The sequence below is a fragment of the Enterococcus phoeniculicola ATCC BAA-412 genome, assembly GCF_000407505.1.
GTDB lineage: Bacteria > Bacillota > Bacilli > Lactobacillales > Enterococcaceae > Enterococcus_K > Enterococcus_K phoeniculicola.
The window spans coordinates 1,039,023-1,065,380 of the sequence record NZ_ASWE01000001.1; the positions used below are offsets into that span (position 1 = coordinate 1,039,023).

The window sequence follows — 26,358 nt, forward strand, 5'->3', positions numbered from 1 at the left end:
AAAAACTCTTGTACTCTTTTTTTATTAGGCGTATACTATCGTTGTTATGCGGGTGTAGTTTAGTGGTAAAATCCCAGCTTCCCAAGCTGATGTCGCGGGTTCGATTCCCGTCACCCGCTTAAAATAAGCCCCCCTGAGTATTCAATAGTCCGTTCACTAGTTGAATACTCAGGGGGGCTTTTTATGTTCAATTAGATGCTATGTCTTTTTTAAGAGAGATAGTTTTTTTATTGATTACTTCTTCAATGCACTAGCTATTCACTCAATAAAATTTCATCGCTTATTTTCTTCTACACATTTTAAAAACAACGAAGAACCATAAAGATTCATAACGCGATGTCTCATCTGCTTGCCAACCCCTAAATTTCGATAGCATTTCGAGACAAAGAGAGGATGAATAAAGCTATCTGATTTCTGAGCATGAACGCTCTGATACATCAAATAAGTGTATCGTTCTATTCAATAACTATTAAAGAACCTCTCAAAAACAAAAATATAAGCAGGAGCAGCTGTTACAGTAGCCTGTTGAAAAGCATCTTAACTAGCCTAAAAAAATATCAAAATGTTTTGCCTGTTCGCTTGTAGGCTCTATTTCAAATAACAGTCGGATTGATTGGTCATGCTGAACATTCTCAAATGTGAAGTTCAGCTGTTGACTCTCGCCAGGCGCAATTTTCTCGGATGTACCAGGTGCAGTAAGTACCAGCTGTTCATCGTCTATGTAGGCCGAAAAAGAAGCGTAGCACTCTGAAAAAGACAAGGCTTTGTCGTCTTCATTCTCCCAGTCAATAGATACTATCAGCTGTTTTTCTTTTAGAATTACGGATTGAAAGGTAAAAGAGGATTTCTGAAATGCTAAGGAAACTGTTTCAGATAATTGATTGCCGTTTGTTGACTGGCTATCGGTCTGCTCGCCAATTGTTTTCCACTCTTCAATAGGCTGACAACCTACTAAAAATACACTAGCTGTGATCAACAAAAATAGTATTTTCTTCATTCTCAATCCCTCCCATTTTCTTTTGAATAAGGAAAAAAGTACCTATTAAAAAAACAGTTTGAATGAAAAACACAGGAATATCTATCCAAATGAGAGAATAACGGGGTAGAAGTAAATACGTTTTTAACGAATCATTTGCTATAAGAATAATCGCTAAATAGGAGAGCTGAGCGATAAAGCTACCTACAAGTTCACCAATAAAATAAGGGAGGGCGTAACTAACCCAAAATATTCCTGCATTTTCAAAATAAGAAGTACCTATGTATGATTTGATTTGAAACTCTTTTTTTTGCTGGATAAACTCCTTCGATAAAAGAGTCAGTAAATAAGCAAAGCTTAGGAGAAGAAATACGAGACTTACAAACAAACTCGCTTTTTCAAGAAAGTGAAGTAGAAGTGTCAACTCTCCTTTTTTACTGACAAGTTCAGAAGAATCAGAAGCTAGCTCCTCCACTATTCGAGCATGAAGAAAATGCAAATATCCCCGCCCTAATAAACCAAAAAACAGGGTGCAAAGTGTGCTATAACCAGCAATCATCCAGGTAAATGTCCGGTTTCTCCAAGCATCTAAAAACCCATTTTCTCCAATAAATTTTACTCTTTCCAATAAACTTTCCCCCACAAACGTCTTTTTTTCCATTATACTGGAAGAGAATTTTAAAACGGATAAAATAGTTGATTGTTAGTAAAAAGTAATTGACCCGTAATAAACGGATAAAGGATGAAATGAATGAATACATTTGTAACAAAGAAACGAATCATGCTCGTTCTCACATTGATAATAGGTATAATAGTCCTTGTATTTTTTATACGACCAGAAACGCACGACGCATCAAATCCACCACAAAACACGCGCATCTGGGTCCTCTCAGACAATCATTTTATTGCACCAGAGCTTTATGATGACGGAAGCGAATTTGCTTTTATTGAGACGACTGCAGCTGGCAAAGAGCTGCGCTATCAAGAAGAAAGTTTACAGGCATTTGTTTCACTGGCCATCAAAGAAGCGCCTGATCAAGTGGTATTAACAGGAGATATAACACTAAATGGCGAGTACATTAGCGCTGAAAGGCTCGTAGCTCTTCTATCACCACTCACCGAAAAAAATATTGAGGTAAGAGTGATTCCTGGAAATCACGATATTCATGATGGGTGGGCAAGAAAATATGTCGGAGAGGAACAGATAAAGACAAAACAAATTTCTCCGGATGATTTTCGGACATTATTTAAAACAATGGGCTATGCTGGAGCCGAAAGCTACGATGAAAACTCTTTAAGCTATAAAGAAGCGGGAACAGCCGATTATGATTTTTATTTTTTGGACACGAATCAATATACACTTGAACCTAGCAAGAGCGCTCCTGCAACAGGTGGCAGATTCCGTCCAGAAACAATGCAATGGCTAAAAAAAGAAATGAAAAAAACCAATGACGAAAAGAAGCAGCCGATTGTTTTCATGCACCATAATTTATACGCCCACAACGCAGCAGTCAATCGAGGGTACGTCATTAATGATGCAGATGAGGTGCAGACACTCTTTGCTGCCAATCATGTTGCTGTGGTATTTTCTGGACATATTCACGCACAAGATATTCTTCAAAAAACAATAGATAACATAACCATTCCAGAAATTGTCACTAGCTCCTTTAGTATTACTCCTAATGGGTTTGGTGAATTGACGATTAATAAAAAAGGAATCGACTATCAACGAAAATCGGTGGATGTGGATAGCTGGGCAAAAGAAACAAACCAAACCGATACAAATCTATTAAACCACCAAGCATACCTAAAAGACTTATTTGTAAAAGATGGGGAAGCATTGGCCTATCGTTCACTAATAGAAAAAAAGATTCCAAAAGAAGCCGATATGGATGAAGCCGCACAACTCGTTGGAAAACTAAACGAAGAGTTTTTCACTGGAATGGATACAAGAAGCCCAGAAGAAGTGGAAAAAATAAAAACAAGTAATGGCTATCAAGTACTTGAATATGATTCTTTCTTAAAAAAATATATTGATTCAATTTTAAAAGATGATAATTTAGAGGATACACATCTATTTATCCCTAAAAACAACTAAAAAAACCCGTCTCTTATGGTAATTTATGCATAGAGACGGGTTTTTTTAGTTAGATAAGTCTACAATTTCGTCAAGTTCTGCTCGTATTTTCTCTCTTAAATGATGAGTAATCATTATAATTAATACATCCGTTTGCTTCATGAGGGTTTGTTCAATTTTTACTGCGCTTTCTTCATCTAAATTTGCTGTTCCTTCATCTACTAAAATAATTTTCTTTTTCCTCAAAAAACCTCTCGCTAATGCCAGTCGTTGTTTTTGACCACCCGAGAAGAGCCGGCCATTTTCTCCAACTGGAGTTTCTAGTCCCTGTGGCAGCTTCATTATCATTTCCAATAAATCAGCCTGTGCTAAAGCTTCTTGTAAATCTTTATCGGCGTAATCCTCTCCTAGAGTTAAATTATCGCGAACGGTTCCTGTAAACAAATAGGGACTTTGATCTAAATAAAGTACCTCTTGGTGAAGAGTATCTAAAGAAATTGTTTTTAAATCTTGCTGATTAAATAAAATTGTTCCTGTATACTCCCGAAGCTTTCCATTTAAAATATTTACTAACGTAGTTTTTCCTGAACCGCTATTCCCAATCAGTGCGTATTTTTTTCCTAACTGGAATTGTTGTGTCCGATTATTAATAATCTTTTTCTCGCCATAACAAAAACTAACATTTTTTAATTCAAATCCAGACTTAAGAGGAAGAGGTTTCGTAACAATCGGTTTTGAATACTGGATATTTTCAAATTTATCAAATAAGGGTTTGGTTGACTGAACGGCTCCTATTTGTTGAGTCAAATTTCCTAGCGTATTAAAAATGTTTCCTCCAAGGTTTCCTGTGGCTGTGATTGATCCAACTGTCAGCTTTTCTATGAGAACGAGATAGCCTGTAACTGCAAGAAGGCCCAGTTGCCCAACGATGTTTCCGGAAGCACCAGTAATCGCAACTTTTGCCATGACCTTTGCCTGCTGATTTTTTTTATTTCCCAACTTTTTAGAGGCGGTTACGGTTCTTTTTACAATCATTAAAAGCAAGTGAAAAACATAAAGTGTATCATAACCTGCTAACAGTTCAGAAACTTCAGCTAAGAACGATTCATTTTCTTTTGCTACCGCCGAAGAAGCAGCTGTCATCCTTTTTTGCAGAAGCTTAGGTAAAGAAATAAGAATCCCACCCATAAATAATGAAAAGACAGCTAAACTCCAGTGGAAACTTAATAATGTGAAAATGGACAATACAGCACTAATTCCTCCCGCTATAATCTGATAAAAACTATCAAAACCTGCTGATTCAATCATCGTTAAATCATTGGTCAGCCAAGAAGCGTAGGTTCCTACTTGGTGTGAATGAAACTCATTGTAAGAAGTCATTGCCAGTTTTTTTGTCATTTCTTCTCGAATGTGTGTCGACATTTTTTGTTTGATTCTGCTGGTCTTTTGAATTTGCCAATAAGTAAAGAGAAGAAAGAGAAGGTAAAAACTCAACATTTTGCCTAATGAGATAACAAAAAGTGCAGTATTTCCTTTAATTAAAGCATTAAGCATAGATACATTCATTAAGCTTGCAAGAATTTGTGTAACAGATGTACCTATTAAAATAAGACACAACTGCGCATTTTCTTTCCAAAAATAAAGTATAATTCGTTTCATATTCATGCCTCCTAGTTGATACTCTGAGTATAGATGGTGTATGATAAAGACATCTAAAAAATTACATATATGCAAAAATAGGAGATAAAAATGGAATATGGGGAAATTTTTCAAGCGATACGAAAAAATAAAGGCTTGACATTAAAAGATGTAGCAGGGGCAACTATTTCTTCTGCCCAGCTTTCTCGTTTTGAAAATGGAAAAACCATGTTAACTATCGACCAATTTTTTATTTGCTTAGAAAAAATGAATACAACGATAGAAGAATTTCAATTTATGCAAAAAAATACATGGCGTGAAAAATATGGAAGAATCGTGCTGGAACTTGAAGTACTGACAAACAAAGAAGATGTCACTGGTCTCATGCTTGCTTCAAAGAACTATTTTTCTAAAAGTCAGAAGCGATATGACTGGTATTATTTTTTTGGCTGTTTTTTTGAGAACATCGCCATTTTTCAAAAAAAAGAAACACGAGGGCACTTACGACATGTAGAAGAGCTGACTGAATTTTTTTTAAAGAGCGAGCACTGGGGGGAAATGGAGTTACGCGTATTTGGGATGTTTGTATTCGTTTTTGATGAGGAGACAATCAATTATCTCTTGCAAATCGCAGTAAAAAGAGGTAAATTTTATCAAGCGGTAAGTAAGGATAGACGACTTTTTTATTGTTTATTAAATAACTGTTTCTCCATATTTGTTTTTCACAAAAAATTTGAAGAGGCAAAAAAAGTACTGCTCTTACTTGAAAAAGAAACAAATGAAAAGAATGATTTATTATTCCCGCAAATTAATTTTTTGTTTAATAAAGGAATTATCTGTTTTATCGATGGAGAAATTGAAAAAGCAACCACCTATTGTAATCAAGCCATTTCAATTTGTCGTATTTTTAATCAAAAACAGCAAGCAGCTGTCTTTTCAAGACGCTTAGCCATGTGGGATAAAGAGCAGGTAAAAGAAGAATTTGAGGAACTGGTTCTTGAATTAAGTTACTTGCTAGATTAGGAGGAATCGTTATCAAAAAATCACCAAAAACAGTCTTTGCTGGATTACTTGTTTTGCTGTTGGGTACTCTGGGTATTTATACAACACAAGAAAATCCAGATATCTTAGGACAACTGAGTCAACTATTTGATCAAGCGCCTTCAGCTAGTCAACTCATAGATGTACCTAATTACGATGGGACACATCAGGAGATTGAAATCAATCACAATAAACCTGAGTTTACAAAAGACGAGCTGGATTTGAGCAAAGGAACGTGGGAGAGCTATTCAAATCTTGATCAGTTCAACCGAGTTGGGCCCGCAAATGCACTGTTAGGAAAAGATTTATTTCCTACAGAAAAAAGAGAACCATTACATGTAAATCCGACTGGATGGAACCAGAAAAAACTTGCCGATAATCAATGGCTCTATAATCGCAGCCATTTGATTGGCTTTCAATTAACTGGACAAAATAACAATTTAAAGAATTTAATGACCGGAACAAGAAGTCTAAATTCACCTTATATGCTAGTACATGAAAATGACATTACTAATTATATTAAGACAACAAATCACCATGTTCGTTATCGTGTAACTCCTTATTTTGAAGGAAATGAATTACTTGCTCGAGGCGTTCAGCTAGAAGCACAAAGTATAGAAGATGATAAGATAAACTTTAATGTCTTCATCTATAACGTACAAGAGGGTATGACCATCGATTACGATACTGGAAAAGCTACGAAGGAAAAATAAACGACTCTTTGATTGTAGAAGAATGAATCAGTAAATCATTCTTTCAGTCAAAGAGTCGTTTTCTATATAGTTTTATACCGTTTCCTTATAAGAACAAAACTAATGGCAAAAAGCCAGCAGACAATCGTTAAGCCCACTATCACGAGAGAAGCTTGTTGATGAGGGTAACGTAAAATTAATTGATTTCTTCCTATTTTTTGCTGCAAGACAGGGACACCAATCGTTGTCAGGCGAACGTTAGATTTCGTAATGTCCCTTTTATTAAATTCTATATTTGTGTCCGCATACTTAATCACCGGAACGGTAACGGGACTTACTGTATCTGATGACCATTCGACAATCAATTCATCACCTTTTACATATTTTTTAAAATTCTTTTGATTTTTAACTATCTGTTTTGTATACGCATTGTATTTATTTTCAGTACTTTTATTTGTCCAAGGCAGATAATCAGGTGTTGCTTTCTCCACGTAATGCAACGCCTTTGATAAATCATTGTCAAAAAATGACGCTTTAATCTCTGCTGAATCGGATGAAAAGAAAATCGTATGCTTACCTGTTTGAATATAAGAATCCTTAGACTGCCACTTATTAAGATCGACATTTGTAGTCTGAAGTGTTTGTCCAATACTAAAGAGAAGAATAAAACCTCCAGCAACTTTAGTATAACGAGTAACAGGAAAATTCTTTTGTAGAATCAGACCTAGTCCAAGCAAGAAAAGAACCGTAAATGGAATGAAAAAACGAAATGGAAATTGAATGAGTTCAATTAGCTGCATGCCTTTTGTTTGAACCAATTTCCAGAGAATCGTGTTTGCACATAAGAAAAAAAAGAAAGCAGCTGTAAACAGCGTAAGTTTAAGTAGAGCAGTTGTTTGTTTCCAACTTCTTATCACCTCAAACAAGAAAAATAGTAGTAATGGAACAAATAAAGTTGGTGTCCATAACCAATAGGAGCTGTTTTCAAAAATCGTTGAACGATCCATCGTATGATTAATGAACGGCTCAACAAGCATATTTTTTCCATATACTTGAATAAAGCTGTAAGTGACATTCAATGTCAATAAAAAGAAAAGACTCACTGAAATAAAGAGATTCCGTAGAAGCACTACTTTCTGGTTAGTTGTAAAAAAAGCATACAAGAAAAAGGGGAGATACACTAACACTAAAAACAAACTAGAGAGAATATGGGTTTGAAACATCAGTGCAACAAGTATGCCCAGTTTCACAGGATAAATTTCTTTTTTTTCAGCAAAATCAATGATTGGCAGCAAACACAGAGGAAAAAGTGCTGCTCCCCAGCTAGAAAACCCTTGTCGCAGCGTCCAATATTGAATCGAATAGGTCGTTATGTAGAATAAAGAAAGTAATAAACTATAGCTATTTTTAATTCTGGCTTTCTTTAGAAAGATAAACATTGAAAGTCCAGCGACACAATACAATAAATAATTTGAAAGAAGCTGATAGAAAAACCAAGATGGACTTAACAAAACAAGTATCCCTTGAAAATAAGCCATAAAAGGACCATAGAGTGCATTGACAATCCGACCAGATTCTTGAAAGCCATACATGGAAATAAAATATTGGAAGTTGCCATTTTTCATCTGCATTGCAGTATCATAAAATCGATTAAAATGAAAAATGGAATCTGAACTAATAATCATCGCCTGCTGGAGTAGCTGAGGAATCAAAAAAATACCAGCCACTATGAGAATAGTGAGTGGAGGAAGACTTTTCTTCAACCATAGGGGTTTCTGATTTGTATTTCTAATTTTTTCCATCAATTCCACCTCAACATAAGACTTCTATTCTCAGGCTACTCTTCCAGCAAAGAGGGAGCAAGTGAAAAACTTAATTTTCAGAAAAACTTATTAATTCCTAATAAGTAAGGGGATTCATCTTAATTATTTATTAAATTTTAAAACAAATACTACAAATTAACCTAAAAAAATTCATTTATTCCATGTATATTAAACCGAAGAGAAATAGAAATTCACTTGTACAGAAGAATTTGTTTGTAGTTTTTTGTATATTCTAGTAAAATGAAAGAGTATAAGGTAGTAGATACCTTAGGGAGAGAGGTGTAGAATCATGGGTTTTACAGATGAAACCGTACGTTTTGATTTTGACGACAGTCGTAAAAAAGAAGTTGGCGAAACTTTAGCCATCGTTTATCGGGCTTTGGAAGAAAAAGGCTACAATCCAATTAACCAAATTGTAGGCTACTTACTTTCTGGAGACCCGGCCTACATTCCCCGTTATCGTGATGCACGTAACTTAATTCGTCGTCATGAACGCGATGAAATAATGGAAGTGTTGGTCAAATATTATCTAGCAGATCATGGTGTCGTGATTTGATAAGAGTTATGGGATTAGATGTCGGATCTAGAACCGTGGGCATTGCAGTCAGTGATCCTCTTGGATGGACCGCTCAAGGAATCGAAATTATCCGCATAAATGAAGAACAAGGCGAGTTTGGTTTTGATCGGCTAAAAGAATTAGTTGATGAATACGAAGTCACTCATTTTGTTGTGGGACTACCCAAAAACATGAATAATTCCATAGGTCCTCGGGCAGAAGCATCCATGGCTTATGGAGATCAAATCAAAGAGCTGTTTGGCTTACCTGTTGCCTATCAAGATGAACGCCTTACTACGGTTCAAGCCGAGCGTATGTTGGTAGAGCAAGCAAATACATCTAGAGCAAAACGAAAAAAAGTGATTGATAAATTGGCTGCGGTCATGATTTTACAAAATTATTTAGATGGTGCCGGTAAACAATTATTTTAATTCATATAGAAAAGAGGAACTATAATGACAGAACACAACCATGACCATACTCACGATCATGATCACGAAGGACACGAGCACATCACATTAGTAGATGAGCAAGGAAATGAAACACTTTATGAAATTCTTCTAACTGTTGATGGTCAAGAAGAATTCGGGAAAAACTATGTTTTACTTTATCCAGCAGGGGTTCCTGAAGAGGAAGATGTGGAATTACAAGCCTATGCATACATCGAAAATGAAGATGGAACAGAAGGCGAACTAGAACAAATTGAAACAGACGCTGAATGGGATATGATTGAAGAAGTCTTCAATACATTCATGGCTGAAGAAGAAGAATAGACTATACCCTATGGAGAATCCTTACAGTGCTAAGGATTCTCTATTTTTATATTTTAGATTTTCCCATCGTTAGAAAATGACTACCTATAAGCCTTCCTACTTTCTAATGTTCATGTATTTCTATTTTTTATAAAAAAAAGAGATGCAGATGAATTTCTTCATCCACATCAAAAATTTTACAGCTCAATTTTTTATAGCTAAAGCGGCAATAAGCTGTTTTTCTTGAAACATTCTATTACTTCATAAGTGTTTTAATAAATAGTCTATATTATTAAGTAGTTCTTGAGTATTTTCGTTTATTACTTCAATATCAAAAGATCCTCTGGTAAGGGTAGCTGTTCCGTCAGCAGCTATTCTCCATAAAACAAAGATTACTATGCTTTAAAAATTTCCTTATCGCGCAAATGGATATTCTCTCTATTATCTTCCATCATCTCAATAACCATTGGTGTATCAGAAGCGTAAGCCTCGTTTAGTGCAGCATCTAAAGCTTCTTTAGAAGATACACGAACGGCATGAATTCCATAACTTTCCGCCATTTTTTTATAGTCAATATAGTCAATGTCGACTCCTTCTTTTTGTCCGTCATAATCTAATTCTTGTTGAAACTCAACCATGTTATATTCTTTATCAACCCAAATTACTTGAACAATATTTAAATTGTAATGAGCGACAGTTGCCAATTCTTGAGAGGAGAACATAAAGCTTCCGTCACCGCCAGAAGATAAAATCTTTTCCTCTGGACGAAGCAGAGCAGCTGAGATAGCCCAAGGAAGACCAACACCTAATGTTTGTTCTCCATCAGACATTAAAAAATGTTTTGGTTGATAGACATTTAGATAAGAACCCATCCATACTTCATGGCTGCCGCCATCCATGATGACAGTAGTCTTTGGATGAGAGTCAATTATTTGTTGTAAAGAATCAACAATTTCCAGCGGATGTAATGCATCCGTAGAGGTTTGTACAGGAACTTGTTTTTTTTCTGTTAATTTTTCTTGCAAAGTATGAATAATCGCTTTCCATTCGTCTGAGATGTCTTGTTCGATTATACCATCAGTAATAGTTTCCAAGTTTTTTGCTATGTTGCCTAAAACTAAGGTGTCAGGAATGTAGGTTTCGTCTAAATGATCCACTACCGTATCAACAGCAATGATACTCTTGTTATCAGTATTCCAAACGGAAGCCCAATACTCCACTAAGTTTAGACCTAATGTTATGACCAAATCACTATTAAAGACCAGTTCATCACCTGGGAGATTATTAAACAATCCTACTCTGCCAACATAGCTATAATTGAACTCACGAGTCAATAGGCCTGTTGCTTCAAAAGTTTCTACTACAGGAATACCAGTTTTTCTAACAAACGCTTGAATGGCTGTAGCAGCCTTTTCATCAGCTGCTCGTGCACCAATAATGATGACTGGACGTTTTGCAGCTTTAATTTTATTTACGGCGGTAATAATAGTTGATTTATCACTAATTGTATTGGCTAACTGGCTTACTAAGGGTAAAAATTCTAAGCCGTTTTTGTCAGTTTCTTCTAGCAAAATATTACCTGGGATGTCCATAAAAACTGCGCCTGGATTTCCACTGATACTTGCAACGTAGGCATTAGCTACTTCGTCTGCTAGTGCATCTGTATGTTCAATTTCCTTAGAATATTTAGTAATAGTTGAATCATTCATTACACCTGAAATATTCGGGTTTTGTGGGTAGGGTGTTAGCAACTTAGCTTGTGGGACCTGTCCGGCGATAGCCAATACTGGATCACCATCAGAAGTTGCCGTAGCTAAGGCGGTCACCAAATTTAAAGCACCAGGACCTGACGTTGTCATGACTACACCTGGTTTACCAGTAAGGCGTCCTATTCCTTGAGCCATAAAACCAGCATTCTGTTCATGTCTTACCGTAACAACCTTAATATTTTCTTCACGTTTTTTCAATGCCATCAATAAAGGACCTAATTTACCACCAGGTAATTGAAATACGTATTTCACTCCGTTCTTAACTAATGTATCCACAATTAAATCTGCACCATTCATACTCATAATAAATCTCTCCTAAAATTTTTTTGCAAGTGTTTATTAGGATTACTCGAGAAAATTGTAATGGTAATAAATTTGCTTACCCGAGAACTATAGATTCAAAAAAAATATTTGTAAATTAGGGAATTTTTTTATACTCCACTCCGATTTTTTTTTAGAAGTTGTATTAGTTTACAAATAGTAAGTAAATACTTATGATACATGCAGACATATATAAGAGGAGAAAACTGATTATGACAAGAAAAATATACAATTGCGAAAATGGCTGTGCGGTGGAATCAACTTTACAAATTATTTCAGGGCGTTGGAAAAGCGTTATATTGTATCATCTGATGTTTGACGGAGAGCTACGCTATAACGAATTACAAAAATTTATCCCAGGAATCACGAGAAGAATGGTTTCTCTACAATTGAAAGATTTAGAAACAGATGGTTTGATTTATCGTAAGGTAGTTCAAGAAAAACCTTTGCAGGTTGTGTATGGGATGACTAACTATGGTAATTCTTTAAAAAACATTATTGAATTGCTCTATCATTGGGGAGAGGACTTTAATCACAAAAATGCGGGTAAGCTTGAAGAAGAAAGTTTAACTGGCTATTAGTCAAAAATGATAGTAAAAAGAAGGTTTTACAGTGAAAAAAATCAGAAATATCGAAGAATTATACGAACTATTGAGTAAAACGATGGATCATTCAACTTGGTGGGATACGGAAAATCCATGGGAAATTGTTGTAGGATCAATTTTAGTGCAAAACACCAATTGGAAAAACGTTGACTACTCCTTAACAAATATCAGAAATAAGATTGGTTTTTTTCCAGAAAAACTGGCAGAAACTGATCAGCAGATTATCCAAGAACTGATTCGTCCAAGTGGGTTTTATAAAAATAAATCACGAGCGATAAAAGAAATTTTCGCTTGGTTTCAAAGCTATAACTATGATATTTCCATTATACAAGAAAAAGAACTGACAGTATTACGCAAAGAATTGTTGAGTATTTACGGTATTGGACATGAAACTGCGGATGTATTGTTAGTTTTTATTTTTAAGAAGGTCATGTTTATAGCGGATAAATATGCCCAACGAATTTTTAATCATTTAGGAATCAGCGAGAAGCTTACTTATCTTAAACTTCAAGAATTGATTGAGTTACCAGATAATTTTACTAATCAGCAGGCACAGAATTTTCATGGGTGGCTAGTGGATTACGGTCAGATGTATTTGAAATCAGAAGCCGACTGGCAGACAGGAGCGCTAAGTAATTTTAAACTGGTTCAAGAATGAGAGCAGTATAAAAAAATTCCCTAATTTACATTTTATTGGGTGAGGGTTAGTCTAGTCCTGTTCAAAAAAACTATTTTTAGGAGGATATAACATGAATAACCCATTTTTAGGTTTAAAAGACGTCCCCTCATTTGAAGTGACCAGTAAAGATATTGTTGAAGGGGGACTTTCCGACATAAAATTTATGTCTGGTGATTTCGGTATCAAAGGGGGACAAGATCTGTCACCTGAAATTTCTTGGTCAGGTGCGCCAAATCAAACGAAGAGTTTTATTGTTACCCTGTATGATCCCGATGCACCAACTGGATCTGGATTCTGGCACTGGGCAGTATTCAATATTCCAGCTTCTGTTAATGAATTACCTCAAGGAGCCGGCAACAGCGATAACTCAAAACTACCGTCAGGGGCCATTCAATTACCAAATGATGCTCGTGCAAAAAAATATATTGGAGCTGCTCCCCCTAAAGGTCATGGGGTACATCACTATTTCTTAACCGTTTGGGCTTTAGATAGTGATAAAGTTGAAATTTCTGAAGATTCCACACCTGCTTTTTTAATTTTTAACGTTTTTGACCATGTCTTAGCCCGTGGTGTTCTTCATTTCGAAGTAGAAGTGAACTAGTATTATCAGTTTAGAGAGGAAGATGTAAGGTGAATTATCCAAAAGAAAAATATTTTGGTGAATTAGAAAGAATCCATGAATTTTATGATGAAATGCCCACAGGAGTCAGCGTATCGGAAACTGGTAGAATTTTTATTAATTTCCCTGAGTGGGGTGACGATGTTAAAGCTACTGTGGTTGAAATAGTGGAGGGTCAATTAATCCCTTATCCTAGTCAAGAAGCAAATACTTTTCATTCGCAAGAACCTGAAAATGGATTTTTGAGTGTACAAAGCATTGTTGCTGATGGCGAAGGGACTTTGTGGGTATTAGATACTGCTGCACCAAAATTTGACGTTCCCGTTAAAGGTGGAGCAAAATTAGTCGCTGTCGATTTAAGGACAAATAAAATTAGAAAAATCTATACATTTTCAAGCGACGTAGTATTAGATACTACTTATTTAAATGATGTACGGATTGATTTACGTCGTGGAACTGAGGGTATAGCCTATATTACCGATTCTTCTATTACGGGTCCAGGTGCATTGATTGTGGTTGATTTAGGAACTGGGGATGCGTTTCGTATTTTGGATGGAGCTCGTTCAACTGCAGTTGATCCACAGTTTGTTCCTAAAGTCGAGGGTGAAATTTTGATGAATCGTGGAACGGATGGCTCAACTTCACCGTGGCAAGTGGCCGCTGATGGAATTGCGATTTCTCCAGATGGGAGCACCTTGTTTTTCAGTCCTCTGTCTAGTCGTCATTTATATTCCATTGAAACGGATATGATTTTTAATAAAGACATTGATGACAACCAGCTGGAATCCTATGTGAAAGACTGGGGAGAAAAGGGTGCTTCTGATGGGATGATTACCGCAGAAGATGGCACAATTTATGCTGGTGACTATGAAAACAATAGTATTCGTATCATCAATACTGATGGCTCAATGGAAACATTGACCCATGATCCTCGTATTCTATGGCCGGATACATTATCAATTGGACCTGATCAGTATCTTTATTTTAATGCGAATCAATTACAACGTCAGGCTGGCTTTCATAAAGGAGAAGACCTACGTGAAAAACCTTATAGCTTGTTTAGAATTTTCATCGGAAAAGGTCCTGCAAAAGTAAAATAAACGAACGTGATTCTTAGTTTTTATCTTACTAAATAGTAGAATACTCTGAATTATGCTGACCATTGATCATTGTATAGCGATAATAATTATGCACTCTATTGCTAGTTTTCCTCATATTTTTTGAGACTTTTGTAAAAAATTTTGGTTCATAATTTATTTAGAAGAATAAAGTAGAGAATAGGAGGAATTTTGATGTCAGAAAGAAAGAATATGCATGTGATTGGCTTTTTTGAAGGACTTCCAATCGAGTCTCCTCAAAGTTTCATTGATGAAAAAGAAGGTATCCCTACCCCAGGTCCACGTGATTTATTAGTAAAAATCAACGCAGTTTCTGTTAATCCAGTAGATACAAAATTGCGTCAAGGCACTCTTAAAAGAAATGCACTGCGTATTTTAGGTTTTGATGCTGTTGGAGAAGTCGTCGCAATCGGTAAAGAAGTAGTAAAATTTAAAGTTGGCGACCGCGTATTTTACGCGGGAACCACTACCCGATCAGGAAGTAATCAAGAATATCAAGTTGTAGATGAACGTATTGTTGCCTTAGCCCCTAAAAATTTATCTGATGAGCAAGCAGCTGCATTACCTTTAACCTCATTAACTGCTTACGAATTACTTTTTGAAAAATTTGGTTTGATTCCTAAAGAAGATGCCAATCAAGGAAAAAGTATTTTAGTTATCAACGGAGCTGGGGGAGTCGGATCAGTGCTCAATCAGTTAGCACATTGGGCTGGTTTAGAAATCTATGCGACGGCTAGTCCAAAAAATTTTGAATGGTTAATAAAAAATGGTGTGGATCATCCCGTAGACTACCATAAAGACCTAAGAGACAGTTTTCGAGAATTAGGAGTGAGTAGTGTAGATTATATCGCTGTATTATTTGATATTACACGTTACTTAGATCAGATTAACTATTTAGTAAAACCCTACGGACATGTTGGAACAATTGTCGGAATCCATGAACCTATCGATTTAAGTGCATGGAAAAATTTATCAGTTAGCTTTGATTGGGAGTATATGTTTGCTAAAACAGACTATCATTATATGATTGAAACACAAGGTCAAGAACTTGAATTAATTGCCAAGCTTGCAAATGAAGGAAAGCTAAAAACAACCTTGAGTAAAGTATATTCAGATGGAATTAACGCATCGAATCTAAAACTAGCAACTAAGGATGTAGAAAGTGGGCACATGCTTGGAAAAATCGTTATTAGTGGCCCCTTCAATGGCAATGACTCATGAAATTGATAGCTCATCCTTTATCAATTACAAGAGCCTGAACATTCTGCTTTTCTTTCTCAATAAATATTGAGAACAGTAACCACTACTTAGAAAAATTAACCAGCAAAAATCGAAAAAATTACGCATTCTCTTTGTTAAAAGTTGCACATTTTTGACTTTCTATTGGTTCCGTCGTAAACTCTATCTATGGAAACTCATACTGGATTATTAACTCATGTGAAGGTGTTCAAAGAAGGAAATTATCCTATAACTGGAATATTGATGTTTGAAAATGATGAGTGTATCAATTGCGTCATTAAAGACCGCTATCTGTCAAAATATGTATTGAGCTTACCAATGCATAAATATCGTTTGGAGGTACAGGGAAGATACAATGAACGTGGGCAATTTAATATAAAAAAAATGCGGATTATCAATATAGATAGTTACATTGCGATTATAGGAACACCTGAATAAATGAAATAGACCTCAGCGAAAAAGTGAGGTCTATTTTTTTATGGGTATAACGATTTGATTAGACATTCTTTTTTTTAATACTTCAGTAAATAAAAGCTACATAATGAATTAAAAAGTCAAGGTGCATTATCAAAAGTGTTACTGTCCACATTTTTTATCCTACAAATATTTATTGCTACGCTAGCTTGTCTAAACAACAAAAGCTTATTTTTTTCTATAACTTTGAATAAGAAAGACAAAGATAAAAAAGAATGCGCCTTCCCACAAGGTGGTTGTCCAGCTAAAACGTTCAGAAACACCAAAGAATATATTTCCTAAATTTGAGATAAGTAAATATATAATTGTTAGTACAAATGCATTACGTAATTTCTTCATATCATTGCCTCCTAGCTACATCTTTTTAGTTCACTCTATGTTTATTCACTGTTTGATAAGTTTAGTGTAACAAATTGCACAAAGGAAAACCAAAAATATAGTAAAAAATAAGCACCTACCATTCGTAATAGTAGATGCTTTCAGTATGAATTGTCATTTTCCATGAGAGAGTGTAACTCCTTATGCGATTTTTTCTAATTCTTTTACTGCATTTTCAATTGTTGTACCAGTAGCAAATGTATTTTCATCGTCTTTGACAAAAACGATAAACAGATTTAACTCTGTATTCAATGTTACTCGATACTCTAATTTTTTGTTATTGAATGTCATATAGCATTCTCCTTTCTCTGTAATGACGAAAGGCAACGATAACGTTCATAACGAAATTCCTACACTAATAATAGCACAAATTTCGTTTTTTATCTAGTTTACTGATTAACACTAGACTTTCCTTATCTCTTTTTTAAAAGATTAGTGAAACAAATACGTGATGAATCACTACGTCAATCATCCGTTTGATGCAGCGATTCATCACGTATTCGTTAAGGTCTACTTCATTTCTGGAACCAGCAGATTGATATTTGTTAAGTCGAAGGCAATCATTAAATTCGTTAAATGAGTCACGCCTAACACATGCTCATCAAATTCATCTTTTGCGTACATATCAATTAAACTATCATAGGGAATCGCTGTTTTTTTTGACAGCTCCGTTAAAGAAAGCCCTGTTTCATCAACATATTTCTTTAGATTAATTTTCATAAAAATAATCACTCCTTCTCACCAATACGCAGAAATACTCTTTCTAAGTACCTCTTCATTATAAGAACATTCGTTCGATATGTAAAGCGAACAGACTAGAAAATAAAAAAACTCTTACAAAAGAAAGATCTCTCTAATTTTTTGTTTATCTGTGGCTTTTCACTCTACAAAAAGGTGTAATTTTTTTTCTTTTTATGTTAAAAGGTGAAAAACATTTACAAATACAAAAAAAAGGTGTAAAGTAATGCCAGAAAGGAGTGAGAGTATGAACATAGATAGCTTAAAAGGAAACCTGATTGTTTCTTGTCAAGCACTTGAAGACGAACCGTTATACAGCTCATTTATTATGGCAAGGATGGCTCTGGCTGCCAAACAAGGTGGCGCAGCAGGCATTCGCGCAAATTCGGTGGAAGATATTCAAGCAATAAAAGAATTAGTTGATTTACCTGTAATAGGAATTTTAAAACGTGATTATCCAGATTCATCTGTTTATATCACTGCTACAAAAAAGGAGGTTACAGAGCTATTAAAAACAGATGCAGAAATTATTGCATTAGATGCAACTATACAATCTCGACCAAATGATGAAAAATTGAAAGACTTATTGCATCTTATTCATGACAATAATCGCTTAGCTATGGCTGATATCTCAACACTTGAAGAAGCTGTCTTAGCAGAAAAATTAGGATTTGACTTAGTCTCTACAACTTTAGCTGGTTATACTTCTTATTCAAAATCAACCGAAGAACCAGACTTTGACTTACTAAAAAAAATTTTAGAAAATGTCTCGGTACCAGTCATTATGGAAGGACATACAAATAAACCTGAGCATGTTACTGAAGCATTAAAATTAGGCGCATACGCTGTAGTAGTAGGGTCAATTATTACAAGACCCAAATTAATCACTGAACGATATGTAAAAGCAACGAAATGGTAGGTTAAAGAAATGATAAATGAAGTTTTATTAGTTTGTGATCTCGATGGAACATTATTAAATGAAAGCGGGCAAGTTGATAAAACGAGTCTTGAAAATTTAAGAAGATTTTGCCAAGATGGCGGACATTTTATCGTGTGCACTGGCAGAATGGATAGTGATATCAAATATATTGAAGAGCAACTTGGTTTTTCTGGCGAATTCAGAATTAGTCAAAATGGTGCTGTGATAAAAAATAAAAAAAATGAAACCATTTTTTTAGAGACCATTCCAGAGAAATATATTTCAATCATCAACCAAGCAGTTTTTAGCAAATCTTTACGAACAGAAGTATCTGATGAAGTACACAGACATTTTCCAAGTCCAAGAAATCCTGAAAATGTGGCAGAATTTGTTGATTCTTCTTTAATTATTGAAGACCTTCCATCTTATGTTTTAAAAGGAGCTATTTCACCAACCATTTATTTAACTTTTGGTGAAAGTCAAGTTTTCAATCAAATTAAGGAAGACATTAACAACAATTTAGGTGCTGGAAAAGTAAATATTGTCCAAACAAGTCCTTCTTCTTTAGAAATTTTCTCTAATCATGTTTCAAAAGGAGAGGCAGTAAAAAAAATTAAGAAGCAGTTAGCGATTGATTCGAAAAATTTATACATTGTTGGGGATGCTGAGAGTGATGTTTCGATGTTCTCCTTATCAAATTACTCCTATGCTGTTCAAAATGCAGAAGAAGAAATTAGGGAAAAAGCAAATTATTACGTTCCGACTGTTGGCGATGTTGTTGATGAAATCTACTCTCATAGGGGGTTAATTAAATGAAAATACTTTATATACCATTAGATGAACGCCCATGTAATGCAATTTATCCAATAAAAACAGCAAATGTAAACAATGAGCTGATGATAAAAACACCTTCTATTGAGCTCTTAGGTGTGAAAAAGAAACCAGGAAAAGTAAAAGAAATTCGACAGTTCCTATTGGAAAATTTTGATGACTGTGAATATGGTGTATTTTCTGCAGAAATGCTCCTTTATGGAGGCCTTTTACCTTCTAGGCTACATCAAAAATCTGCAAATGATTTAGAAACATATAAACAGTTTCTTATAGATTTAAAAAATAGGTATCCAGAAAAAAAGATTTTCTTCTCAAACTTAATCATGCGTACACCAAAGTATAATAGCTCCGATGAAGAGCCTGATTATTATGAAGAGTTTGGAGAATCCATTTTCCGATATGGCTGGTTAAAAGATAAACTTGCCCGCGAAAGCTTAACAAATGAGGAACTTGTGGAAAAAAAAGAAGTACAAGATAGACTACCCGATGAAGTGATTGAAGATTATGAGAATAGACGAAGATTTAACCTTGACGTAAATTTGTTACATGTCACTTTAGCGGAAGAAGGAGTCATCGACTTTTTGAGTATTCCACAAGATGACTCTGCCCCTTATGGATATACAGCAATGGATCAAAAAGAAGTATATGGTGAGATTAGTAAAAGAAGATTGAAAGAAAAAGTTATGGTCTATCCAGGGGCCGATGAAGTTGGGTTCACATTAATTGCAAGAGCTTACAATGACTATTTATCAACAACTCCTTCTATTTATGTACGCTATAGTTCTACTCTAGGACCGCAAATAATTCCTTTGTATGAGGATCGTCCAATGAATGAAAGCCTAAAATCACATGTTCTAGCTGCTGGATTTAAATTATCCGATACTCCTGATCATGCAGACTTTATCCTGGCTTACAATACTCCTGGGAAAAATATGCAAGAATCATGGGACCAGCTTACAGAAAAAGATATCACGTATGATAGCTTTAGGCAGCTCCTTCCATTTATTAAGCAAATCCAAGCAGATATAGAGGAAGAAAAAAAAGTCGCACTGTGTGATGCAGCATTCTCTAATGGCGGTGAAATTGAATTAATTGAATTGCTTGATGATGTTGGCGTACTCGAACAATTAGTTAGCTACAAAGCATGGAATACGAATTGTAATTCTTTAGGGAGTAGCATAGCAGCACTAGCTTTTTGTCAAAATGCATATGATGGACAAAAGGTGCGCGAAAATCTACTATGTAATTTGTATGAAGACTTATTCTATCAAACGATTATTAGAAAAAAAATTACAAATGAACAATTAGAAAAACGAGGATTGACCTATTTTGATTTGGGAGATCAAGAGATGGAAATAAGAGAGATTGTTCGTAACTGGATTATTGATTATCATCAATCAATCTTAAAAAATAGCTTTACCGATAAAAAAATCACACTTGATCAACTATCGTTTCCCTGGAACCGGATGTTTGAAATTCTATGTACAGTAAAAAGTGAGGAGAGTTAATCTATGAATGAATCAAATGTATTTATTGATAAAATGCTGGTATTTGCAAATAAGTTTTCTAGTCAGCGCCATATCACAGCCATCCGTGATGGATTTGTAACACTTATTCCTATTACAATCATTGCTTCTTTTTGGGTATTAATCAATAACCTCGTTTTGAGTCCAACAAATGGGTTATTAAAAAATGTGGAAGCGGCAGCTAAGTGGTCGGATTTGGGTAATCAGATTTATAATGGCACACTAGGTGTTATGGCTCTATTAATTGCTATGACGATTGGCTACAAATTAGCTGTCAGCTTTGGTGAGGAGGGGCTCATAGGGAGTGTAGTCGGCCTTGTATCGTACATGATTGTTTTACCCGCACAAATCATTTTAACAGATGTGAATGGAAAAACTTTTACCGCCACAGCTACGATGACTCAGACACAAACAAGCGCAACAGGTATGTTTTTAGCAATCATTGCAACTTTATTTTCAGTTACTTTATTGTGCAAATTTACTAAGATGGACAAGCTGAAAATTAAAATGCCAGAAAGTGTTCCACCATCAATATCTAAGTCGTTCAATATCCTTATTCCAACATTTTTAGTAACTTTACTACTAGGTCTTATTGAAGTTTTAATTATTTGGTCACTAAATACGGATATTCCAACACTTATTTCAAAATTCTTTCAAGCACCACTAGTTGCATCGTTTCAATCAATTGGAGGAATTTTACTTTATGTATTGCTAAGTAATCTATTGTGGGCATTTGGACTACATGGCACATTTATATTAGGTTCAATTGGGGAACCTGTTATGTTAACTGCCATACAACAAAATATGGATGCACTTAGAGATGGACAAGAGCTACCCAATATTGTCACTAAACCATTCTTAGATTCATTCGGATGGATGGGTGGTGGCGGAATGATTATCTGTCTAGTTATTGCAATTATGATTGGATCCAAAAGAGAAGATTATCGTTCAATTACAAAAGTGGGAATTATTCCATCTTTGTTTAATGTAAGTGAACCATTGATGTTTGGCATACCTGTAGTGTTCAACCCATTATTAGGAATTCCTTTAATTCTTGTTCCAATTGTCACAGTAACTATTGCTTATTATGCAACCGCTTTTGAACTGATAGCGAAGACCTCCGTGTTAATTCCATGGACAACCCCACCAGTGATTTCAGGTTATTTAGCGACGAATGGCGATTGGCGAGCATCACTATTACAAATTCTTTTAATTGTTGTTGGGGTATTCATCTACTTACCGTTTGTTAGATTAGCAAATAAATCATTGGAAAAAAATATTTAACGTAAGAAAGAGGAGAGAAACATGGCTAAAAAAACAATCATGTTAGTTTGTTCTGCAGGAATGAGCACAAGTCTATTAGTAACAAAAATGCAAAAAGCAGCTGAAGAAAAGGGAGTAGAAGCGGATATCTTTGCAGTATCAGCATCAGATGCAGATAATAATTTGGAAGCAAAAGATGTGGATGTTTTACTTTTAGGCCCACAAGTTCGTTTCATGAAAGCACAATTTGAACAAAAACTAGCACCTAAAGGAATTCCATTAGATGTAATCAACATGCAAGATTATGGAATGATGAACGGTGAAAAAGTATTGGCACAAGCTGAAAAATTAATCGACAACAAGTAATAGTGGAAACCCGGAGGACAGAATAATGGAAGATCAAAAGAATTTAGAAGCAGTCATGGGCTTAATCATGTACGGCGGAAACGCAAAAAGCGATGCAATGGAAGCCATTGCAGCAGCAAAAAAAGGTGAATTTGAAGAAGCAGATCAAAAGATTGCAGATGCAGAAGCTTCATTAGTAGAAGCACACCATTCTCAAACTGGTTTATTGACGCAAGAAGCGCAAGGAAACCACATGGAAGTAACTCTATTAACTGTTCACAGTCAAGATCACTTGATGACAGCAATTGCTTTTACAGATTTAGCAAAAGAAATCATTGATCTCTATCGATTCATAAAATAATAAATACGAAAAAATGAACTCATTTAATGGGTTCATTTTTTCCTTGTTAGATTCCTCTAGTAGCATCTCTAATTTCAGAGTATAATGAGACTATTCAGAAATAAATGAGGTGAAGATGTCATGGATTTATTAGCAACCATAAGTAGCTATTTTCCTTCCCTAACGAAGTCCGAGCAAAAAGTTGCCCAGTTAATTTTAAGTAATCCAGATGATGTAGTAACTCTTTCTATAAATGAATTGGCTATGATGGCTGGAGTAGGCGAAAGTACGATTGTTCGTTTCTCAAGAAAAATTGGACTCTCTGGCTTTCAAGAATTAAAAATTACTCTGGTAAAGTACCAAACTGCGCAAGAACAAAGTACTGTTGAAGATGGTAATGAAGTAAAAGACTTAGTTTATCGACAGCTAGTAGAAGGATTGCAGGATACAAAAGGATTTATCGATTCTGAAAAAATTAAAGTCGCAAGTCAGCTTATTCATAAAACACAGCATATTTATTTATTGTCTGTTGGAACTTCAGCATTTATTGCGATGCAGTTGAGTAACCGATTAAAGCGGTTGGGAAAGTTTGTTGAATTTGTTCCAGACGGCCAACTACAGAGTATTTATGCAACCATGATTAAGCCTACAGATTTGGTGATTGGAATCAGTAAATCAGGAAATACAAAAGAAGTGATTCAAAACATTGAGCTCGCAGAACAAAGTGGGGCGCCGATTATTACACTTTCTAATTTTATTAATTCAAAAATTAGCAAAATGGGCGATGTTGCATTGGTTGCTTCTTCTAAAGAATTTTTATCAGATGCAGGATCTTTTTCTGCAGTGGTCAGCCAATTGTATTTATTAGATACACTGATTAAAGCCGTTGTAGATATTGATCCAGAAAACTACCATAAAATTCGCCAACTAACTAATAAAGCATTGGTAAAACGAATTGATTGATAAGAAAAAAGGACAGTCATTTATAAAAACTGTCCTTTTTGATTTCATTTATTTCTCCTTTTTAAACCCTCTAAAAACAATTCCTAACCCCACCAGAAGAATGATGAAAAAGATATATAAGTCTACTTTTGCACCCACTATTGTCCCTTCAACAAAGCTAGAGGCACTTTCTTGAAAAAGTGCCATAACTAATGCAACGAATGCAGTTGAGATAGCGCCAAAGAGCTGTTGTAAGGTAGTGAATATGGCATTTCCATCGGCTTGCTCAGCGGATGTGATGGAAGAAAGTCCTATAGACATTAAATTACTATAGGAAAATCCGACCCCTATCATAAAGATGACGTGCCCAAGTATGGTTAAAGAAACAACCCCTGTGGGAACAACAACACTAAGAATTCCCCAGCCAACTAAGGCAATCACTATTCCAAATACTATTGGCTTTTTCGCACCAATACTATCTAAAATCCGACCTGAAATAGGTGCAAAGATTGCCCCAATCAAGGCTCCAGGGAACATCATTAATCCTGCTTTTGAGGAAGGAATGTCCATTGCTAACTGCATGAAATTTGGGATAATAAATGAAATCCCCAGCAACATCGATTGAAAGACAACAAAACCAAAGAGAAATCCTGAAAAAGCACGATTTTTAAAGACTTTTAAATTGATTAAAATATTTTTTTGGTTAAGTTTAAAAAACAGTGCAGCACTTAGCAAGACGATGAAAAGAAATAGCCAAAAGATTCCCTGACCAAAAAAACTAAAACTAAGCAAAATAGCACTAAACAAAACGGCCAAGGCACCTGCAGCACCCCAGTTTAATTGTCCGGATTTCTTAATCACTTCTTTAGGCATTGCATACAAACCGACAACCATAGTAATGACTAAAATTGGCAATAAGATGACATAGATATAGTGCCAGCCAATCGTTGACGTAAGGATTCCACCATAAGTAGGACCTAATGCAGGAGCAATAGAGGTCGTCAATGTTCCAATACCAATCATCAAGCCTCTTTTACTAAGGGGAACTTTTGTTAAAATGATGTTAAACATCAGCGGTAAGGCAATTCCTGTTGCAACACCTTGAAGAAGTCTGCCTGCCAGTAAGACGGCAAAATTGATAGGCAGACTGTTTAGTGCGACACCGGAGATGAAAAGAAGAATGGAGCAAAAAAACAAGTCTCGAACACAGTAATTTTTAATTAAAAAAGAGGAGAGAGGGACAATTATTGCAATCATTAATAGATAAATCGTCGTCACCCACTGAACATCTGCTGTACCAATCCCAAACTGCTTTATTAGCGTGGGAAAAGTAACATTCATGGCTGTCTCAATCAATACGCCACTAAATGCCATAATCCCAGTCGCCAATACGGCTAAATTTACGTTAAATTTGCTTGTATTTGTTTCTTTCATTCGCTCACCTCTAATTTTTTTCATAAAAAAAGGAGCCAAGATTCCTAAGAATCCCGCCTCTATCTCGACGCAAATCATTTGCGTTATCTGTACGATAATTTTATTATATCTAGCAATAAATAACAGTCAATGAATCTTACTCCTCTTAATAAATTCTTAATATTTAAAAGAGTAATGTCTCTTTCTTCATTTCAATCTATCGACTTTCTATTTTTCTCTCTGTATAATCAACTAAAACGAGGAGGGATATGAGTGAAAAAAACAAATGTACAAAGTGAGTTTTCACCATTAAAATCCGTTGTATTAGCACAGTCTGAATTTTGCTTTCCTGATGATACAGTGGAAGAGATGGCTACTTCTTTTCTAACAAAAGAAAATGAGCAGCTAGCAAAAGATAACGGTGGAAAAACAATCGCTGAAATTGATCCTGGCCTACAGTTGGAGTGGGAACAAGAGAAACTTGCTATGCAGTCGCTTCTTGAATCATATGGCGTTGAAGTTTTACGTCCAAGGCTACTGACTGACCATGAAAAACAGGAAGGGAAAGCATCTGGGTTCGGCTACAGTAATTTTTTCTCAAGAGATCCATTCTTTACCATAGGTTCTTTTATAATTGAAGGAAATTTGAACTTTATGCATCGCAGAAAAGAAATACTCCCTATACGTCCCGCACTAAATAAGTGGATTGAACAACATGATGGGATCTATTTAGCCGCCCCTCAGCCTGATACATCGTTAGGACAGGAAAGTCAAGAAGGTCCTTTTATTGAAGGAGGAGACGTTCTTGTATTAGATAAAACTGTGTTTGTTGGCTATTCTGGTCTAGCAAGTAATACAGCAGGTATCCAGTGGCTCCGCCGATTATTAGAACCATTCGGCTACGAGATTGTTCCTGTTCGACTTCATCCTCATATTCTCCATTTAGATTGTGCGTTAAGTTTTCTGAGACAAGGCCTAATGATTAGTTGTGAAGAGGCTTTTTTAGATGGATTACCCGATCAGTTAGCAGGCTGGGACAAAATTCCTGTGACTCTGGAGGAGGCCTCTTATTTACTTGCGAATGGGCTGTCCGTCAACGAAAAAGTATATATTACAGATGTCGCATTTACAGAGCTAATTCCAAAAATTGAAGCATACGGAATCAAAGTCGAAACACTAAGTTACCGCGTTTCTCGTATTTTTGGAGGCTCTTTTCGATGTACAACACAAGCATTGATTCGAGAAAAATAGCTAAAAAACTCATTCTAGGTGTCCGCCTAGAAT

Annotated in this window: 29 protein-coding genes and 1 tRNA gene; 21 read left to right on the forward strand and 9 right to left on the reverse strand. The window is 35.4% G+C overall.

Going from position 1 to position 26,358, the window contains the following annotated elements; translation table 11 throughout:
• Positions 1–48: 48 nt before the first annotated feature.
• Positions 49–119 (forward strand) — tRNA-Gly (locus I589_RS04720).
• Positions 120–541: 422 nt separating this feature from the next.
• Here I589_RS04720 and I589_RS04725 read toward each other — a convergent pair.
• Both I589_RS04725 and I589_RS04730 read right to left on the reverse strand, forming a co-directional pair.
• Positions 542–997: a hypothetical protein gene (locus I589_RS04725; protein WP_010769262.1), complete on the reverse strand. Its 456-nt coding sequence runs from the start codon at positions 995–997 to the stop codon at positions 542–544.
• Positions 963–1,604 (reverse strand): hypothetical protein, encoded by a 642-nt coding sequence (locus tag I589_RS04730; protein ID WP_016250105.1) that lies wholly within the window; start codon positions 1,602–1,604, stop codon positions 963–965. The genes I589_RS04725 and I589_RS04730 overlap by 35 nt, the downstream gene beginning before the upstream one ends.
• Before the next feature lie 123 nt (positions 1,605–1,727).
• Here I589_RS04730 and I589_RS04735 point away from each other — a divergent pair, with 123 nt between their 5' ends.
• Positions 1,728–3,074 carry a metallophosphoesterase gene (locus I589_RS04735; RefSeq protein ID WP_010769260.1) on the forward strand — a complete coding sequence of 449 codons (1,347 nt, stop codon included), beginning with the start codon at positions 1,728–1,730 and terminating at the stop codon, positions 3,072–3,074.
• Positions 3,075–3,119: 45 nt separating this feature from the next.
• Here the strand turns inward: I589_RS04735 and I589_RS04740 are convergent, their stop codons facing one another.
• Positions 3,120–4,712 (reverse strand): ABC transporter ATP-binding protein, encoded by a 1,593-nt coding sequence (locus tag I589_RS04740; RefSeq protein ID WP_010769259.1) that lies wholly within the window; start codon positions 4,710–4,712, stop codon positions 3,120–3,122.
• Between the two features lie 90 nt (positions 4,713–4,802).
• Between I589_RS04740 and I589_RS17750 the strand changes: the two genes are divergently transcribed.
• Both I589_RS17750 and I589_RS04750 read left to right on the forward strand, forming a co-directional pair.
• Positions 4,803–5,714: an Rgg/GadR/MutR family transcriptional regulator gene (locus tag I589_RS17750; protein ID WP_010769258.1), complete on the forward strand. Its 912-nt coding sequence runs from the start codon at positions 4,803–4,805 to the stop codon at positions 5,712–5,714.
• An 11-nt stretch (positions 5,715–5,725) separates the two neighbouring features.
• Positions 5,726–6,445, forward strand: coding sequence for a DNA/RNA non-specific endonuclease (locus I589_RS04750; protein ID WP_139242908.1), 720 nt, complete (start codon positions 5,726–5,728; stop codon positions 6,443–6,445).
• Positions 6,446–6,507: 62 nt separating this feature from the next.
• Here I589_RS04750 and I589_RS04755 read toward each other — a convergent pair whose 3' ends face one another.
• On the reverse strand, positions 6,508–8,226 hold the full coding sequence (locus I589_RS04755) for a hypothetical protein (RefSeq protein WP_010769256.1): 1,719 nt from the start codon (positions 8,224–8,226) through the stop codon (positions 6,508–6,510).
• 310 nt (positions 8,227–8,536) lie between these two features.
• Between I589_RS04755 and I589_RS04760 the strand changes: the two genes are divergently transcribed.
• From I589_RS04760 to I589_RS04770, 3 genes are read left to right on the forward strand one after another with little or no spacing between them, the layout of a single operon-like run.
• Positions 8,537–8,803: an IreB family regulatory phosphoprotein gene (locus I589_RS04760; protein ID WP_010769255.1), complete on the forward strand. Its 267-nt coding sequence runs from the start codon at positions 8,537–8,539 to the stop codon at positions 8,801–8,803.
• On the forward strand, positions 8,803–9,234 hold the full coding sequence (ruvX, locus tag I589_RS04765) for a Holliday junction resolvase RuvX (RefSeq protein ID WP_034684693.1): 432 nt from the start codon (positions 8,803–8,805) through the stop codon (positions 9,232–9,234). The genes I589_RS04760 and ruvX overlap by 1 nt, the downstream gene beginning before the upstream one ends.
• Positions 9,235–9,258: 24 nt before the next feature.
• A complete protein-coding gene (locus tag I589_RS04770; protein ID WP_010769253.1) occupies positions 9,259–9,576 on the forward strand; it encodes a DUF1292 domain-containing protein in 318 nt (105 codons plus the stop codon).
• Between the two features lie 374 nt (positions 9,577–9,950).
• Here I589_RS04770 and alsS read toward each other — a convergent pair whose 3' ends face one another.
• Positions 9,951–11,627, reverse strand: coding sequence for an acetolactate synthase AlsS (alsS, locus tag I589_RS04775; protein ID WP_010769252.1), 1,677 nt, complete (start codon positions 11,625–11,627; stop codon positions 9,951–9,953).
• Positions 11,628–11,857: 230 nt separating this feature from the next.
• On the opposite strand from alsS, the gene I589_RS04780 reads away from it, so the two are divergent.
• The 6 genes from I589_RS04780 (at position 11,858) to I589_RS18030 (ending at position 16,343) form a co-directional block, all read left to right on the forward strand.
• Entirely contained in the window at positions 11,858–12,226 is a 369-nt protein-coding gene (locus I589_RS04780) for a winged helix-turn-helix transcriptional regulator (RefSeq protein WP_010769251.1), read from the forward strand.
• A 31-nt stretch (positions 12,227–12,257) separates the two neighbouring features.
• On the forward strand, positions 12,258–12,908 hold the full coding sequence (locus I589_RS04785; RefSeq protein ID WP_010769250.1) for an endonuclease III domain-containing protein: 651 nt from the start codon (positions 12,258–12,260) through the stop codon (positions 12,906–12,908).
• Between the two features lie 91 nt (positions 12,909–12,999).
• On the forward strand, positions 13,000–13,530 hold the full coding sequence (locus tag I589_RS04790; protein WP_010769249.1) for a YbhB/YbcL family Raf kinase inhibitor-like protein: 531 nt from the start codon (positions 13,000–13,002) through the stop codon (positions 13,528–13,530).
• Positions 13,531–13,559: 29 nt separating this feature from the next.
• Positions 13,560–14,648, forward strand: coding sequence for an L-dopachrome tautomerase-related protein (locus I589_RS04795; protein WP_010769248.1), 1,089 nt, complete (start codon positions 13,560–13,562; stop codon positions 14,646–14,648).
• Between the two features lie 192 nt (positions 14,649–14,840).
• A complete protein-coding gene (locus I589_RS04800) occupies positions 14,841–15,887 on the forward strand; it encodes a zinc-binding alcohol dehydrogenase family protein (RefSeq protein WP_010769247.1) in 1,047 nt (348 codons plus the stop codon).
• Between the two features lie 186 nt (positions 15,888–16,073).
• The gene (locus I589_RS18030) at positions 16,074–16,343 is read left to right on the forward strand and encodes a hypothetical protein (protein ID WP_071875926.1); all 270 of its coding nucleotides are present in this window, start codon (positions 16,074–16,076) and stop codon (positions 16,341–16,343) included.
• A 204-nt stretch (positions 16,344–16,547) separates the two neighbouring features.
• Here the strand turns inward: I589_RS18030 and I589_RS18460 are convergent, their stop codons facing one another.
• The 3 genes from I589_RS18460 to I589_RS04805 all read right to left on the reverse strand — a co-directional run bounded on the left by I589_RS18460 (position 16,548) and on the right by I589_RS04805 (position 17,477).
• Complete coding sequence (locus I589_RS18460) at positions 16,548–16,718, reverse strand: hypothetical protein (RefSeq protein ID WP_010769246.1); 171 nt, start codon at positions 16,716–16,718, stop codon at positions 16,548–16,550.
• 180 nt (positions 16,719–16,898) lie between these two features.
• Positions 16,899–17,048, reverse strand: a complete 150-nt coding sequence (locus tag I589_RS18465; protein WP_010769245.1) for a hypothetical protein — start codon at positions 17,046–17,048, stop codon at positions 16,899–16,901.
• Between the two features lie 219 nt (positions 17,049–17,267).
• Positions 17,268–17,477 (reverse strand): hypothetical protein, encoded by a 210-nt coding sequence (locus I589_RS04805; RefSeq protein ID WP_010769244.1) that lies wholly within the window; start codon positions 17,475–17,477, stop codon positions 17,268–17,270.
• A 265-nt stretch (positions 17,478–17,742) separates the two neighbouring features.
• On the opposite strand from I589_RS04805, the gene I589_RS04810 reads away from it, so the two are divergent.
• The 7 genes from I589_RS04810 (at position 17,743) to I589_RS04840 (ending at position 23,682) form a co-directional block, all read left to right on the forward strand.
• Complete coding sequence (locus I589_RS04810) at positions 17,743–18,414, forward strand: N-acetylmannosamine-6-phosphate 2-epimerase (RefSeq protein ID WP_010769243.1); 672 nt, start codon at positions 17,743–17,745, stop codon at positions 18,412–18,414.
• Between the two features lie 9 nt (positions 18,415–18,423).
• Positions 18,424–19,230 carry a Cof-type HAD-IIB family hydrolase gene (locus I589_RS04815; protein ID WP_010769242.1) on the forward strand — a complete coding sequence of 269 codons (807 nt, stop codon included), beginning with the start codon at positions 18,424–18,426 and terminating at the stop codon, positions 19,228–19,230.
• Positions 19,227–20,753, forward strand: a complete 1,527-nt coding sequence (locus tag I589_RS04820) for a DUF4127 family protein (RefSeq protein WP_010769241.1) — start codon at positions 19,227–19,229, stop codon at positions 20,751–20,753. Before I589_RS04815 ends, I589_RS04820 begins: the two co-directional genes overlap by 4 nt.
• Positions 20,754–20,756: 3 nt before the next feature.
• Positions 20,757–22,055, forward strand: coding sequence for a PTS sugar transporter subunit IIC (locus I589_RS04825; RefSeq protein ID WP_010769240.1), 1,299 nt, complete (start codon positions 20,757–20,759; stop codon positions 22,053–22,055).
• Positions 22,056–22,076: 21 nt separating this feature from the next.
• A complete protein-coding gene (locus tag I589_RS04830; RefSeq protein ID WP_010767177.1) occupies positions 22,077–22,400 on the forward strand; it encodes a PTS sugar transporter subunit IIB in 324 nt (107 codons plus the stop codon).
• A 25-nt stretch (positions 22,401–22,425) separates the two neighbouring features.
• Positions 22,426–22,740, forward strand: a complete 315-nt coding sequence (locus tag I589_RS04835) for a PTS lactose/cellobiose transporter subunit IIA (protein ID WP_010769239.1) — start codon at positions 22,426–22,428, stop codon at positions 22,738–22,740.
• A gap of 120 nt (positions 22,741–22,860) precedes the next feature.
• Complete coding sequence (locus tag I589_RS04840; RefSeq protein ID WP_010769238.1) at positions 22,861–23,682, forward strand: MurR/RpiR family transcriptional regulator; 822 nt, start codon at positions 22,861–22,863, stop codon at positions 23,680–23,682.
• Positions 23,683–23,730: 48 nt separating this feature from the next.
• Here I589_RS04840 and I589_RS04845 read toward each other — a convergent pair whose 3' ends face one another.
• Positions 23,731–25,095, reverse strand: a complete 1,365-nt coding sequence (locus I589_RS04845) for an MFS transporter (RefSeq protein WP_010769237.1) — start codon at positions 25,093–25,095, stop codon at positions 23,731–23,733.
• Positions 25,096–25,347: 252 nt separating this feature from the next.
• Here I589_RS04845 and I589_RS04850 point away from each other — a divergent pair, with 252 nt between their 5' ends.
• Positions 25,348–26,325: a dimethylarginine dimethylaminohydrolase family protein gene (locus I589_RS04850; protein ID WP_010769236.1), complete on the forward strand. Its 978-nt coding sequence runs from the start codon at positions 25,348–25,350 to the stop codon at positions 26,323–26,325.
• The last annotated feature ends 33 nt before the right edge of the window (positions 26,326–26,358 follow it).

Bases quoted from the DNA above. Each gene is read 5' to 3' on its own strand.
- I589_RS04840 (WP_010769238.1), top strand. From the start codon at position 22,861: ATGGATTTATTAGCAACCATAAGTAGCTATTTTCCTTCCCTAACGAAG.
- I589_RS04825 (WP_010769240.1), top strand. From the start codon at position 20,757: ATGAATGAATCAAATGTATTTATTGATAAAATGCTGGTATTTGCAAAT.
- I589_RS04845 (WP_010769237.1), bottom strand. From the start codon at position 25,095: ATGAAAGAAACAAATACAAGCAAATTTAACGTAAATTTAGCCGTATTG.
- I589_RS04740 (WP_010769259.1), bottom strand. From the start codon at position 4,712: ATGAAACGAATTATACTTTATTTTTGGAAAGAAAATGCGCAGTTGTGT.
- I589_RS04780 (WP_010769251.1), top strand. From the start codon at position 11,858: ATGACAAGAAAAATATACAATTGCGAAAATGGCTGTGCGGTGGAATCA.
- I589_RS18465 (WP_010769245.1), bottom strand. From the start codon at position 17,048: ATGACATTCAATAACAAAAAATTAGAGTATCGAGTAACATTGAATACA.
- I589_RS04830 (WP_010767177.1), top strand. From the start codon at position 22,077: ATGGCTAAAAAAACAATCATGTTAGTTTGTTCTGCAGGAATGAGCACA.
- I589_RS04835 (WP_010769239.1), top strand. From the start codon at position 22,426: ATGGAAGATCAAAAGAATTTAGAAGCAGTCATGGGCTTAATCATGTAC.
- I589_RS04800 (WP_010769247.1), top strand. From the start codon at position 14,841: ATGTCAGAAAGAAAGAATATGCATGTGATTGGCTTTTTTGAAGGACTT.
- I589_RS04790 (WP_010769249.1), top strand. From the start codon at position 13,000: ATGAATAACCCATTTTTAGGTTTAAAAGACGTCCCCTCATTTGAAGTG.
- I589_RS04735 (WP_010769260.1), top strand. From the start codon at position 1,728: ATGAATACATTTGTAACAAAGAAACGAATCATGCTCGTTCTCACATTG.
- I589_RS04770 (WP_010769253.1), top strand. From the start codon at position 9,259: ATGACAGAACACAACCATGACCATACTCACGATCATGATCACGAAGGA.
- I589_RS04725 (WP_010769262.1), bottom strand. From the start codon at position 997: ATGAAGAAAATACTATTTTTGTTGATCACAGCTAGTGTATTTTTAGTA.
- I589_RS17750 (WP_010769258.1), top strand. From the start codon at position 4,803: ATGGAATATGGGGAAATTTTTCAAGCGATACGAAAAAATAAAGGCTTG.
- I589_RS04820 (WP_010769241.1), top strand. From the start codon at position 19,227: ATGAAAATACTTTATATACCATTAGATGAACGCCCATGTAATGCAATT.
- I589_RS04755 (WP_010769256.1), bottom strand. From the start codon at position 8,226: ATGGAAAAAATTAGAAATACAAATCAGAAACCCCTATGGTTGAAGAAA.
- I589_RS18460 (WP_010769246.1), bottom strand. From the start codon at position 16,718: ATGAAGAAATTACGTAATGCATTTGTACTAACAATTATATATTTACTT.
- I589_RS04810 (WP_010769243.1), top strand. From the start codon at position 17,743: ATGAACATAGATAGCTTAAAAGGAAACCTGATTGTTTCTTGTCAAGCA.
- I589_RS04805 (WP_010769244.1), bottom strand. From the start codon at position 17,477: ATGAAAATTAATCTAAAGAAATATGTTGATGAAACAGGGCTTTCTTTA.
- I589_RS04760 (WP_010769255.1), top strand. From the start codon at position 8,537: ATGGGTTTTACAGATGAAACCGTACGTTTTGATTTTGACGACAGTCGT.
- alsS (WP_010769252.1), bottom strand. From the start codon at position 11,627: ATGAGTATGAATGGTGCAGATTTAATTGTGGATACATTAGTTAAGAAC.
- I589_RS04815 (WP_010769242.1), top strand. From the start codon at position 18,424: ATGATAAATGAAGTTTTATTAGTTTGTGATCTCGATGGAACATTATTA.
- I589_RS18030 (WP_071875926.1), top strand. From the start codon at position 16,074: ATGGAAACTCATACTGGATTATTAACTCATGTGAAGGTGTTCAAAGAA.